12 protein-coding genes are annotated in these 13,887 nt (G+C 48.6%); 5 read left to right on the forward strand and 7 right to left on the reverse strand.

Annotated elements, in window-relative coordinates:
• Positions 1-168 precede the first annotated feature (168 nt).
• Positions 169-741 (forward strand): chalcone isomerase family protein, encoded by a 573-nt coding sequence (locus tag MK185_01155; protein MCH2039230.1) that lies wholly within the window; start codon positions 169-171, stop codon positions 739-741.
• Between the two features lie 81 nt (positions 742-822).
• Positions 823-1,566: an SDR family oxidoreductase gene (locus MK185_01160; GenBank protein MCH2039231.1), complete on the forward strand. Its 744-nt coding sequence runs from the start codon at positions 823-825 to the stop codon at positions 1,564-1,566.
• 75 nt (positions 1,567-1,641) lie between these two features.
• Here MK185_01160 and MK185_01165 read toward each other — a convergent pair whose 3' ends face one another.
• The 7 genes from MK185_01165 to MK185_01195 all read right to left on the reverse strand — a co-directional run bounded on the left by MK185_01165 (position 1,642) and on the right by MK185_01195 (position 9,741).
• A complete protein-coding gene (locus MK185_01165) occupies positions 1,642-2,019 on the reverse strand; it encodes a hypothetical protein (GenBank protein ID MCH2039232.1) in 378 nt (125 codons plus the stop codon).
• A gap of 103 nt (positions 2,020-2,122) precedes the next feature.
• Complete coding sequence (locus tag MK185_01170; protein ID MCH2039233.1) at positions 2,123-2,623, reverse strand: DUF2867 domain-containing protein; 501 nt, start codon at positions 2,621-2,623, stop codon at positions 2,123-2,125.
• A gap of 430 nt (positions 2,624-3,053) precedes the next feature.
• Complete coding sequence (guaA, locus tag MK185_01175) at positions 3,054-4,634, reverse strand: glutamine-hydrolyzing GMP synthase (protein ID MCH2039234.1); 1,581 nt, start codon at positions 4,632-4,634, stop codon at positions 3,054-3,056.
• 128 nt (positions 4,635-4,762) lie between these two features.
• Positions 4,763-6,247: an IMP dehydrogenase gene (gene guaB / locus MK185_01180; protein ID MCH2039235.1), complete on the reverse strand. Its 1,485-nt coding sequence runs from the start codon at positions 6,245-6,247 to the stop codon at positions 4,763-4,765.
• Positions 6,248-6,337: 90 nt separating this feature from the next.
• Positions 6,338-7,270, reverse strand: coding sequence for a lysophospholipase (locus tag MK185_01185; protein MCH2039236.1), 933 nt, complete (start codon positions 7,268-7,270; stop codon positions 6,338-6,340).
• Entirely contained in the window at positions 7,254-9,155 is a 1,902-nt protein-coding gene (locus tag MK185_01190; protein MCH2039237.1) for a DUF4105 domain-containing protein, read from the reverse strand. The genes MK185_01185 and MK185_01190 overlap by 17 nt, the downstream gene beginning before the upstream one ends.
• 115 nt (positions 9,156-9,270) lie before the next feature.
• Positions 9,271-9,741: a DUF3015 domain-containing protein gene (locus MK185_01195; protein MCH2039238.1), complete on the reverse strand. Its 471-nt coding sequence runs from the start codon at positions 9,739-9,741 to the stop codon at positions 9,271-9,273.
• A 218-nt stretch (positions 9,742-9,959) separates the two neighbouring features.
• On the opposite strand from MK185_01195, the gene xseA reads away from it, so the two are divergent.
• From xseA to MK185_01210, 3 genes are all read left to right on the forward strand, one after another.
• The gene (gene xseA / locus MK185_01200; protein ID MCH2039239.1) at positions 9,960-11,339 is read left to right on the forward strand and encodes an exodeoxyribonuclease VII large subunit; all 1,380 of its coding nucleotides are present in this window, start codon (positions 9,960-9,962) and stop codon (positions 11,337-11,339) included.
• Positions 11,340-11,424: 85 nt separating this feature from the next.
• Positions 11,425-12,303 carry a peptidoglycan DD-metalloendopeptidase family protein gene (locus MK185_01205; GenBank protein ID MCH2039240.1) on the forward strand — a complete coding sequence of 293 codons (879 nt, stop codon included), beginning with the start codon at positions 11,425-11,427 and terminating at the stop codon, positions 12,301-12,303.
• Between the two features lie 260 nt (positions 12,304-12,563).
• Positions 12,564-13,778, forward strand: a complete 1,215-nt coding sequence (locus MK185_01210) for an HD-GYP domain-containing protein (protein MCH2039241.1) — start codon at positions 12,564-12,566, stop codon at positions 13,776-13,778.
• Positions 13,779-13,887: the final 109 nt, after the last annotated feature.

Raw genomic sequence — 13,887 nt, forward strand, 5'->3', positions numbered from 1 at the left:
AAAATCGATCACTTGATGCCTACGTTGGTTACCTAACTACGACGTAATAAAAGCTGATATCCGGGGTTTATTTGATCAAATAGTCAAATCCGATTACCTTAAACCTCCCAAGGAGCATAACAATAACTATAAGAGGCTATGTCAATGAGGCTATTACAGGCATTCATATTGGCTACAAGTTTGCTTGCCCTGACAAGTCAGGCGCGCACCATCGCCAGCACCGATTTTTCTGAAATTCTTCCTCCAGCTGCCGAACAGCCACAACTGCACCTTAATGGTGCCTCCATCCGCAGTTATTACTATCTGGTTGATACTTACATTGGCCTGCTATACATGGAAAATCCGGCAAACAGCGCCGAAGCTATTATCAATGACGAAGGCTACAAACGCATCATGTATCACATCTTGGTACACCGGGTTTCAGGCCGTCGCATTGCAAAAGCCATGTACGATGCCTTGCAGCTGAATGTATCTCGCGAGGAAGCCATTCAACTCGAAGACCGCCTGGACCAGTTGGTAAAAATGTTCGATGCAAAAATGAAACGTGGTGATGAAGGGTATGTCGATTACGTCCCCGGTGTGGGTTCAAGAATCGTCATTAAAAACGAAGTAAAAGGCATCTTGCCGGGTAAAGACCTGTACGACGCACTGCTGAAAATCTGGGTGGGGGAAAATCCGGTGTCACGTCGCTTTAAACAAGAAATTTTGGATTACAATCAGGACCAGCTGGCCTCAGACTGACGCTTTTCGCTCTTTACAGCGGCGGTTTGATATCAGACTCTTTGGTTAATTATTACCGACTAATAAAAATCAGGGTTTGATATGTCTGAAAAAGTTGTGATTACCGGAGCATCATCCGGTATTGGCGCCGCACTTGCGTGGCAATATGCTGCTAAAGGCTGTGACATTGCCTTGTGCGCCCGCCGTCAAGACAAGCTGCAGCAATTGTGTGAGCAACTGCAAAAGCAATATCCTCATCAGCAGTTTATTCATGAGTCTCTTGATGTTGCACAATTGGACACCGTTGCCGATGTATTCGGACGTCTGAAATCACGCCTTGGACAACTGGATATCGTAATTGCCAATGCCGGCATCACCGATGTAAGAGCCACAGGCAATGGCCAACTGGACAAAGATATTCGCATTATTAACACCAATTTGCTTGGTGCTATCGCAACCATCGATGCTGCGGTTGCTATTTTCCGGGAGCAGAAAAAAGGCCACCTGGTGGGTATCTCTTCGTTCTCCGCCTTCCGGGGTATTCCCGGCAGTGCAGCGTACTCCTCCAGCAAGGCGGCATTGACCAATTATCTTCAAGCTGTCGGTACCGAGCTATTTAGAAAAAATATTAAAGTGACTTGTATTCACCCTGGATTTATTAATACCGACATCTCCGACAATATGGAAAAATTCCCGTTTGTTATCGAGGCAGATAAAGCCGCGAGTGCCATGGTGAAAGCGATCAACCAAGGAAAAAAGAATGCTACCGTGCCATCGTGGCCGTGGGCGATCTTAAAAGGTGTGATGCCGAGGTTGCCAGATGCTATCATTTCGAAGGTTTTCTGATCACAACATAATAATCTTTCGGTTAGGCGCGAGACGCGCTTGAATTATAGAACGTCGTCTCTTGCCCTTGTCTGCTTACATTATGCCAAGCAAACCAAAAACTCCGATGGGTAATAGCAGTGTCCACTGGGGTAACGTTATAAACGTTTTGAAATTAAAAAAATACCAGCCAACACCAATAAACACTAGCGAGAAAATAATAAAGGCAACCGAGATACCGCCGATAATATTTTCAAGCGAACTTACGTTAAACCAACCCACATACGTCAATACCAGTCCACACATAATCAGAGTGACTGATACCATATGCCAACAGGCGATCAGTGTTGCTTTAGGGATGTCGGGCAGATCGGATTTAAGAAACGGCCTAATCGGATCCAGCTGACCAGCAAAAACATGCACACAGGATGTGAATAAGCAGATTAATCCTGCCATAAAAATCCAAATATTCATAAAAACTCCTTACAACAATAGCGACGTATAACCAATGAATGAAGACCTGCCAACATGCACAAGAAAAAGTGCCCTGCTATTAACAGCCTACCCCAGGATTTTGCTAGGCAGGTGGTAGCATTTTCAGCGTTGCTGGCACGATTAACTTGTGCATTGGTGTAATAAAAAACATATACAGTTTTCCTAGTGTATTTTTTATATGAACAACCGTGCTGGCGTAAACCTTGACCTGACTACCTGTTGGTTCAATGTAAAATGACACCTTAACATTTAAGTGTTTATCACAATCTTCAAGTATCACTTCATTTTGCGAATGAAAGTGAAGGGTAAAAATTCCCACCCGATCACCTACCTTATAATCGTTCGCAGCCTTAGAGGAATCAATATCGGATAACAAACCAAGATCTTTCAGACCAAATTTTGAAACAATCTTATTGCGCAGAGACATCAAGGAGTTGATCCACTCAGGCGAATTGTTAGCGACGGACAGGAATACATCTAAAGCTGACTGGTTTTCGTAACGAGTTACAGATGTGAAGCAATCAGAAAAATAGGCGCCTGCGACGTATGAAACGACCTCTGATTCGGCAGGAATAGGTTCCATAAAGCTTTCCTCATAATGAATATGGCGCCTCGATAAGAGACGAGAGCCAGTTGATAAAAATGTGTAGCAAAGTACAACTGAGCCAACGGTGCAAAATTCCGGTTTAATTTCTTGTTACGTGCCATGTTTATACACTCAACTTGATCATGTTACTCCTCCCTGGCATTGAGTCTTTCGCTGCTACTGGCCGGAAATATTCCCGCCAGCTCTTACTCTTCGCCACATCAAATTGAAGCGTCTCTTCACTCTTACTAAACACGTCGTTGAAACCGTCATCTCACCTTACATCAATAACACAACACAGATAATGATAAAATTAGTATTAATGTATTATTTTGTTCCACTCAAAACAACAATCAAACATCTGATAAGCACAAAAAAACCGCCCGAAGGCGGTTTTGTTAGCAGAGCTTAATCTTCCGAGGGAGGTTTATTCCCACTCAATCGTAGCCGGTGGCTTAGACGAGACGTCGTAAGTCACACGAGATACGTGCTCAATCTCGTTAATAATACGGTTAGAAACCTTCTCCAGCAGCTCATACGGCAGGTGTGCCCAGCGCGCTGTCATAAAGTCTACCGTTTCTACCGCACGAATCGCGATTACCCATTCGTAACGACGTGCATCACCCACAACTCCTACCGATTTCTGGGGAATAAATACCGCAAACGCCTGCGACGTTTTGTGGTACCAGTCGAAGTTATGCAGCTCTTCGATAAAGATGGCATCCGCTTCACGCAGAATATCGGCGTATTCTTTCTTCACTTCACCAAGAATACGAACACCTAAACCCGGACCCGGGAATGGGTGACGGTAAACCATGTCATATGGCAGACCTAATTCCAGACCAATTTTACGCACTTCGTCTTTAAACAGCTCGCGCAGTGGTTCTACCAGTTCCATTTTCATGTCTTCTGGCAGGCCGCCCACATTGTGGTGCGATTTAATCACGTGTGCTTTGCCGGTCTTAGCCGCAGCCGATTCGATCACATCCGGGTAGATGGTGCCCTGCGCCAGGAAGTTAACCCCCTGCAGCTTGTTCGACTCTTCATCGAATACTTCGATAAAGGTGTTGCCGATGATTTTACGCTTCTGTTCCGGGTCGGATACCCCTTCCAGTTTACTGAGGAACAGCTCTTCGGAGTCAGAACGAATGACTTTAACGCCCATGTTCTTGGCGAACATGTCCATAACCATATCGCCTTCGTTTTTGCGCAGCAGGCCGTTGTCAACGAACACACAGGTCAACTGATCGCCAATGGCTTTGTGCAGCAGCGCTGCCACAACAGAAGAATCGACACCGCCAGACAGACCCAGCAGTACTTTCTGGTCACCGACCTGAGCTTTCACTTTTTCGATCTGGTCTTCGATTATTTTTGCCGGAGTCCACAGCGCTTCACTACCACAGATGTCCATCACGAAATGTTCCAGTAAGCGCTTACCCTGAAGAGTGTGCGTTACTTCCGGGTGGAACTGAACACCAAAGAAGTTTTTCTCAGCGTGATACATACCAGCAATCGGACAGCTTGGTGTAGACGCCATCAGCTCGAAACCTTCCGGCATGGCGGTTACTTTGTCACCGTGGCTCATCCAGACATCCAGCAGTGATTTGCCGGACTCTGCATCAACGTGGTCTTTGATGTCTTTTAACAGCTCACTGCTGCCTTCAACCGCGATTTGGGCGTAACCGAATTCACGAACATCAGAACCTTCAACTTTACCGCCGAGCTGCTCTGACATAGTTTGCATGCCGTAACAAATACCCAGCACCGGCAGGCCAAGTTCAAACACAACTTGTGGTGCACGCGGTGAGCCTTCTTCGGTGACCGACTCAGGGCCGCCCGCCAGAATAATACCGGTCGGGTTGTATTCGCGGATTTCCGCTTCGTCCATATCCCAGGCACGGATTTCGGAAAATACACCAATTTCACGTACGCGACGTGCAATCAGCTGTGTGTACTGAGAACCGAAGTCGAGAATCAGAATACGTTGAGCGTGGATGTCTTGAGACATAAAACAACACCAAATTTTAACTTTTGCAAAAACGAAAACGGGGATGAAAAAGTTTCACCCCCTTTTAAAATCGATCGCCATTATACACCAAACCACGGTGTAATATTTCGAACCTGACCGTTTGGTCATTATCCTAAACGGTAGTTCGGCGCTTCTTTAGTAATTTGTACATCGTGCACGTGAGATTCTTTCATACCCGCCGCTGTAATTTTCACAAACTCAGGCTTGGTGCGCATCTCATCGATGGTGGCACAACCGGTATATCCCATGGCCGCGCGCACACCACCCATTAACTGGTGAACAACGCTTAACGCCGGGCCTTTCACCGCGATACGACCTTCAATTCCCTCAGGCACCAGTTTATCGACACCGGCTTTTTTGTCCTGGAAGTAACGGTCAGAAGAGCCCTGACTCTGACCCATTGCACCCAGAGAGCCCATACCACGGTAAGATTTGTAAGCACGCCCCTGGTACAACTCAACTTCACCTGGAGCTTCATCAGTACCTGCCAGCATAGAGCCAACCATAATGACAGAGGCACCGGCAACAATCGCTTTAGCAATATCGCCAGAGAACCGGATACCCCCATCAGCAATAACGGGAATGCCGTATTTTTCCATCGCAGCGGCAACATTTGCTACGGCGGAGATCTGCGGCACACCAACACCGGCGACAATACGGGTAGTACAGATAGAGCCTGGGCCAATACCTACTTTGACACCGTCGGCACCGGCTTCTGCCAGAGCAATCGCGGCTTCCGCCGTTGCAATGTTGCCACCGATCACCTGAACCTGCGGATACGTTTCTTTAACCCAACGAACGCGGTCGATAACACCGGTACCACTTGGGTTACTGGTGTGGCCATGAGCGGTATCCACCACAATTACGTCAACACCCGCGTTAACCAGCGCGGTAACCCGATCTTCGGTTCCCGGGCCGGTACCAACCGCTGCGCCCACCAGTAATCGACCCTGATCGTCTTTTGCCGCATTCGGATAAGCACGCGCTTTCTCAATATCCTTAACCGTCATCAGACCGGTTAACTTACCATCGGCATCCAGTACCATGACTTTTTCGATGCGATGCTTACGCAGTAATTTTTGCACGTCAGCAGCAGCGGTACCCTCAACCACAGTGACCAGATTTTCTTTCTGAGTCATGACACTGGCAACGGAGGCATCCAGATTTTTTTCGAAACGCACATCACGACTGGTAACAATACCGACCAATTCACCGTTATCGACGACAGGCATTCCTGAAATATTGTGCTGAGCAGTCAGCTCCAGTAATTCACGGATGGTGGTGTTACTGGTGACAGTGAAAGGATCATTGACGATGCCGCTCTCGTACTTCTTCACTTTACGAACTTCAGCGGCCTGCTGTTCTGCGGTCAGGTTCTTATGAACGATGCCTAAGCCCCCTTCCTGAGCGATTGCAATCGCCAGACGGGCTTCGGTCACGGTATCCATTGCAGCAGATATCAGTGGAACGTTCAGCTCGATGCCTTTAGTCAATTTGGTCTTGAGAGAGACCTGATTAGGCAGAACTTCAGAGTAGCCGGGTACCAAAAGCACATCATCAAATGTGAGTGCATCCTGAGCGATTCGCAACATAAGGTGCCTTCCAGAAAGAGGAATATTAGAAGGCGGCGCATTATAACCGAACAGCCCCTCCCGGCCAAGCCAGATTTTCCTTAAACTGATCTAGCCAGAACCCAGAGCTGGCGTGGCCTCAGCGCAAGACTGCCGCACCATAAAAAGCTGACTAAAAAGTCTGTTTTTCACTTGATTGAATGAGGTGATATGAGGGCCTGATGTTTCCAACCAGCAGCGATCACCCGCCAGCTGCGTAAACACCGCCCGACCCTGCTCATAAGGAATGACCTGGTCGTAGGGACTGTGCATTACTAACGTAGGAATTGTTACTGCTGAGGCCTTATCAACCGGGTCCCAATCATCTGGAATAAGCCAGGTAAACGGCACAAATATCCAGCCCAACCAGGTAGAAGTAAACGCGGAACGTGCAACCTCAGGAAATCCAGCGAATGGGGCGTCCAAAACCAATGCCTGAATCGCATACTGCTCCTGAGCGGCAGCAACAAAATTCACTGCCAGAGCAGCTCCCATACTCTGCCCCAGCACTACCAGTTTTTTATCCGGAAAGTGTGCTTTCAGCCAGATGGCGGCAGCTTCAACATCTTGTAACACCGACGGCATAATGGCTTTTCCCTGTGAAGCACCAAAACCGCGGTAATCCAGTGCAAACACACCCACACCTAACGGTGGCAGCCATTCGACGTTACGCACATGGCTGCTGACGTTTTCAGCATTACCATGGAGAAATAGCACCACCAGATTGCTGGCGGCTTGTTGTCCGTTTTCGTCGACTAGCAGTTGCCCAGACGAGCCTTTACTTTGCGGCTGTCCCGGCAACCACCAGCCGTGCAATTCTGTACCATCGGCAGCGGTCAACCAGACATCCTGGTATTCCAGGCCCAGTGCTTCAGGCGTTTGAATCCATACCGTTTGCGGATAAAAATACAATGAGGTTAATGAACTACAGCCCGACAACAGTAAACACGCGATAAGCAGTGTTGTTTTTACATGGCCATAGAGCCACTCAGAAATACCAGACAAACGACAGCTCCGTTTCGTTGTTGCCCTGATCTTTGAGTAACTGACGTTTAAAGCCTGCACGAAGTTGTTTGTTGTCCGTCAGGCGCCAGCCCATTTGCCAGCTGAATTGTCGTCGAGCAAGGTTTTCGTGAGTGGTCAGTGGCTGCCAATTCAGTTCCAGTTGATGCTGAATCTGACGATGCTGGATCAACCAGCCAGTGCGAGGGCCAAGGGACAACTGAAAACCCTGATCAAATTGGTTATCGGCCAATAACTGACTCTCAGCAAGGGCATACAAGCGCCCCAGTGGGGATAAATAACTTTTACCAAACGCCACCTTTAAATAAGAATACAGCTGCGCTTCAGGATGGCTGAAACGTTCCAGACCGAAACTCACCGTCCAGGCAGTTGGCTTTTGGAAGAAGGTCTGATGACTGAGTGAAAGCACGTCAATAATTTTAAATTGTTGCAGTCGCAAGGCCTGCTGATCGGTCCAATAACGGAAATCGAGTATCCCCATTTGAATCTGCGAGCCGGGAACGAAGCCCTGGGGTAAATCCATTACTTCGTGATAGGCAATACGCCAGCTACCTTCGGTAAAACTTTCATCACCGGAACGACCAACGTTGAATTGCAGGCGCTGTGTCAGGTGACCTTCATCATCACGAACCGGCGGTGGTGGTAATTCGTCAAATTCACTATCAACGCGGATCTTGCTGCGCGCCGATAATAGTTTCAACGTGCGTTTACGCAGCTGTGGACTGGATTTTTTCTTTTTAATCGCGAGGTAGCGGGCATAGGCATGCGCCAGCTCTAATGCTCTTGCCCCATCTCTGTCACTGAGCGGCATGAGTAACTGATGGATATCCTCGTCTGTTTCTACCAGCTGTTTAGCAATCTGGTTGACCAAGTCACTGGCCTGCTGACCCTTGTATTCAAGAGAGCTGGCCGCCGACGGGCGATAAAATACATCGCTGACCAGGCCACGCTTTTGCAACGAGCGAATGGTATCAACAGGAACCGCTTTTACCGAAAAGTCATCGGCTACATCGGAACGCTCGCTGGCCGCATCGAGCAATGCCAACAGCCGATACGAGCAGTTCTCGTCAAAGAAGTAATAGTCAAAATACGTGTCTTTGGTTTCCCATACATGACGGGCAAATTGCTGTACCTCTTGTGGTGTGAAATTCAGCTTATATTCCCAGACATCACGGTATTCCATGTGCTGGTATTCATTGGTTTTTACGTAATACGGCATGACTGAAACAACACCCGGATAACCGCCGGCCAGCCCCTTATAACTGAACACCAACTCATTATCCGTTGGATCCGCATTGGCAGCGAAGTTAACACTGTACGATAGCAACTTACTTTTATTTGGATTCTCACGATCCATACGCACCAACGTGTGACCGTACATGGACGACGGAGAATTAATGTGAGATGCAGGAAAAATCAGTGTTAATGAATGGGCTTGCAGTTGTTCTAACCAATCCTCCAGTTCAAGGCACGACTGATCCTCAAAATGCCCTGCGGCTAATTGCGCTTTCAACCAATGATACCGTGCCGGAAAACGACACTGAGCGGATTGGCCATCCTTCAGCCCGGTTTCTTTAAACGCCAGGTAGTTGGCTGTCAACTCTTGCAGTAAATCGGTCTTCCCCTGTGCTGCGAGAAAAAAGTCACTGTCGTCGTTCTGACTTAATGTGCGGACAGTGAGAACATGACGGCGATAATGTAATAGATGCTGCCACTGGTCGTGTTGCGCCAGACGCATTAACTCAGGCGGAAGTGGCACTCGGCTTTCGGATGAACCTGCCGTTGCTGCAGTGGCACTGCTGACGCCGGCCAACAACAAAATAATAACTGCGGATAAACGAATCACTGCTGTGATAACCCGATGCATACAATTCCCCAATTTCTGCATCAATGACATCGCGCCGGAATAAAATATATTTACGGCAATAAAAAAGCGCGACAGCAATTACTGACGCGCTTCTTTGAGCGAAAATAACCGGAAATTAACCCAGGTATTTTTTCAGCTCTTCGTCCTGTGCCATAGCAGCAGTCATTGCATCATACGCCGATCCAGAAGTGCCTTCGGCGCTGAAGATGGCATCAAAGTTAGACTGCATCGTGCGGTTAAACGCCGCCTCGTCCTGAGCTTCCACACCAATTACTTCGGCCAGAGCCGCCAGAGTTTCACCCTGACCTTTTGCCGATTCCAGAGCCAGCTGATCCATGTTGTCATCCATAAAGGCCTGAGCCAGTTTCAGAGGACCGTTCGCGCTCTGGCAACCTAAAGTGCCAGAAGTCATACCAAAAGTCTGGTTACCGGACGTACCGTTAGTAGTAGCAGCCAGAACGTGCTCATGCCATTCGTTCGCATCCGGGAAAACAACCGCAGTACCCAAACCACAACCCGCAGGGCCGTTAGCAAAAGCCAAAGCTGAAGAGGAAACCAGAATTGCACCTGCAATGATTTTTTTCATGGACATTATCCTTGTTCGATCTAATTGGAGGATCAGCGTTTGCTGAGGTGGTTAACACTAGACCCATTATTTTTTTCTGTCTAGCGCCTTGACAACTTTAATGCTGTTTAACATTAGGCTGCTGGTACACCAGATCAATTTATGGCAGCCTTGCCAGAGTACTCATTCCTGGGTACGACTTTACCCCTGCAACATTAACCTCAGTTAAACAGAACCCGATGTCTTCACAATCTGCAAATGCCGTCTTCACCGTAAGTCAATTGAACCAGCGCGCCAAACAACTGCTGGAAATTTCATTTGCGGCCGTACGAGTGGAGGGTGAGATTTCGAATTTATCGCGGCCGTCTTCGGGCCACTGGTACTTCACGCTGAAGGACCAGAGTGCTCAGGTTCGCTGCGCCATGTTCCGTTCACGCACGTCACAATTGCGCTTCCAACCCAAAGAGGGTGATCAAGTTGAATTGCGCGCGAAAGTCAGTCTGTACGAAAATCGTGGCGACTATCAGCTGATTGTCGATGCCATGAAACCCGCCGGGGAAGGTGCATTATTGCTGGCCTTCGAACAGTTAAAAAATCGTCTGGCGCACGAAGGTCTATTCGCCGGTGAATACAAGAAACCAGTCGCACCGGTTAAGCGCATTGCCCTGATTACATCGCCGACCGGTGCTGCTGTACAAGATATGTTAACGGTGCTGAAACGCCGTAATCCAGCCATTGAAGTAAGTATTTATCCGACTCAGGTGCAAGGCCGGGAGGCGACACCACAAATCGTCAGCGCGATTGAACGCGCCAACCGAGACAACTGGGCTGAGGCCATTATTGTTGGACGCGGCGGTGGTTCTCTCGAAGATTTATGGTGCTTCAACGAGGAAATTGTTGCCCGGGCCATTTTTTCATCTCACATCCCGATCGTCAGTGCGGTTGGACACGAGACGGATACAACCATCGCTGATTTTGTCGCGGATGCTCGCGCTCCGACGCCTTCCGCTGCTGCCGAATTGCTGAGCAGCGATCAACAGATTCAGCAACGTATGCTGACGCTTCTGAATCACCGCTTGCAACAAGGCTGGCATCATTACCTTAATCAGCAACACCAAAGAGTGGCTCAGAGGTTCAGTCGCTTACGTACGCCTCAGCAGCAATTGAATTCAGCCGCTCAGCAGCTGGATAATCTTGAGATTCGCCTGACCCGCGCCTGGCAACAGCAGCAACAGCAGCGTCGTCAGACGCTGCAAGTGAAACATCAGGCACTGGTGCATCAGCATCCGACACGACTATTAAATGACTATCAGAAACAAATAGAGCACTGGCAGCAGCAGTTGCAGCAAGGCATCAGTCACAGACTGCAACAAGCGAACCAGAGCCTGAATCAACAGGCACAGCTACTGAATAATCTCAGTCCATTGCAGGTATTAAGTCGCGGTTACTCAATTTCCCAGAAACCGGACGGTGAAGTGTTAGAAAGTGTAAAACAGTTAGCAAAAGGTGATTCGCTTCACACACGATTACAGCACGGCTGGATAGAATGCAGTGTAACGGATATCCACAATGATTCTGATATCCACAGTGAGGGCGATGACCAGCTGGGAAATCGGTAAACTTCAGTATCATAAACAGGTACTGCGTGGCGCTGGTACCCGCCGTCTACACTGAAAATTCAATTATTAAGATCGGGAAAATGATGTGGTAGAACTGATACAGGGTGTTAGCCAGTTTCTGATGTCTGTTTTTGCAGCCGGAAGTATTCAGACCAGTGCTGAACTTAATCAGCTGCAACAAGCTGAACTGCCGCTACAGCAACGGATTCCTGGTGGGGTTGCGATTATTCCCATCGGATATGGGTTAAAACAGCCCAAAGCCAGCTTTAATGGCCATCAGGTGATGGTTTTGCGCCCGGACGAACAAAAACCCTGGCAAGCAGTCGTGGGAATTCCTCTGGGCCAAACGCCCGGTAGTGCGGTCATCAAAGTGGGAAATAAAAGCTATCGCTTTGACGTCAAAGATTTTCCTTATAAAGAACAGCGCCTTACGGTCAATAGCAAACATGTTTCCCTCAGCAAAGACAATCTGCAACGTGTTCGTCGGGAAAAGGAGCAGATTGTTGAAGCTTTTAAAACCTTCAGTAACGAACACTCTTATTCACCATTGGCCTGGCCACTGGTCGGCCAGATCAGTAGTCCGTTCGGCTTAAAACGATTTTTTAACGATAAGCCACGCAAACCACACAGCGGTTTGGATGTTGCAGCAGCCACCGGTACTCCGATTCTTGCGCCAGCAGATGGTAAAGTCATTCTTACCGGCGATTTCTTCTTCAATGGTAACAGCGTATTTATCGATCACGGCCAGGGGTTGGTCAGTATGTATTGCCACCTGAATTCGATCGAAGTGACACAGAGCGAACGTGTTACCGCGGGCGATCGTCTTGGTACCGTCGGAGCGACTGGGCGCGTAACCGGTCCACATTTGCACTGGAGCGTCAGCCTGAATAACGCGCGGGTCAATCCACTGTTACTGATGGCTCCGCTGCAGGGAGTTGCCAGCAACGCTGAAAAAGAGGGCTGACGGATGTCATCAAAGACTTCCCCTACTTCATCGTGGATGCCGGTTAAAGGTTCCGGTTGCGGTATTCGCCCGGATCTTGATCAAATGAGCTCCGATGTCGCTTTCGATTTTTCCAAATCAACTGACTTTTTGCAGGAAAATCAAAAAGATAGTACCAGCAAGGAAGCCCACGCTATAGACACAAAAAAGGTCAGGAAATAACGCACAAGCTGACAGAGTCAGGTCTATACTTCGAACATCGATGAGCATTACGTCTGGCTATGAAAAAGAAGATATCGGTAGATCAGCTACGCCCCGACATGTATGTCTCTGATCTCAACTGCGACTGGATTCCGCATCATAACTATCAGAAGGAAGGTCGCATTCCCGATCAGGCGACCATCAACGAGCTGGTACGCCGCGGCATCAAAGAAGTCTACATAGACCCGGCCCGCGGCCTTGATGTCGACGATGCCACGCCAGAAAACGAAGTCGCCCGCCATAATCAACAAGCGCTCGATCGTGCCGCTGATATCCTGCTGCCCGACAACCAACACTCGGTAACTGCACAGGAGGAAATGCACAAAGCAGGCAAAATTCATAACGAAGCCAAAAGCCTGGTGACCAATGTTCTGCATGATGTAAAAACCGGCAAAGCCATCGACGTTGAAGCGTTTGATGTACTGGCAGACAGGATGGTCGATTCGGTATTACGTAACCACAATGCTCTCGCCTGCCTTGGGCGCATCCGCCAGAAAGATAACTATTTGCTGGAGCATTCCGTTAATCTGGCCGTGTTAATGGGTATTTTCGCCCGGGATATGAAACTCGACAGAGAAACCATGCACCAGGCGGTGGTGGGAGCCATGTTGCATGATATCGGTAAGGTTCTTATTCCTGACGAAGTCTTGCACAAACCTGGCAAATTGACCGACGATGAATTTGCCGCGATGCGTCAGCACGTGGTCTTCAGTAAAGAGTTACTGCAGCAAACTCCGGGCATCAAAGATCTGACTGTGAAAATTGCGGCGCAACATCATGAGCGTATTGATGGCAGTGGTTACCCAATGGGACTGAAAGGATGTGATATCTGTCGAGAAGGGAAAATGGTGGCCATTGCCGATGTGTATGATGCCATTACCGCAGACCGGGTTTATCACAAAGGTCTTCCGCCAACAGCCGCACTGAAAAAACTACTGGAGTGGAGTGGTACCCATCTTGAAGAAAAACTGGTACACCGTTTTATTCGCTCAATGGGTATTTACCCGGTTGGCTCTCTCGTAAAATTAAAAAGCGAGAGGCTGGCAATTGTTCAGGAGGCCGGAGAAAGAGATCAGCGGCAACCGATTGTCAAAGTCATTTATCACGCTAAAAGCCGTCGTTACCTGCCGGTGGAATATATCGACCTGGCGCGACCTGGCGTTCAGGATGAGATTGTTCAGGCGGTAGACCCGGCACGCTGGCAAATCCGTTTAAACGATTTCCTTGGTTCCTGAAGCGACGGTACTCCTGTACCCGGTTGCATAACCAATCTCCCCACGCCTGCTGCTGACAACCAGAACTGCGCTGATTATTTTCCATGTTAATTCCTCAGTAACTGTGTAC

The organism is Saccharospirillaceae bacterium (assembly GCA_022448365.1).
GTDB lineage: Bacteria > Pseudomonadota > Gammaproteobacteria > Pseudomonadales > Oceanobacteraceae > Bacterioplanoides.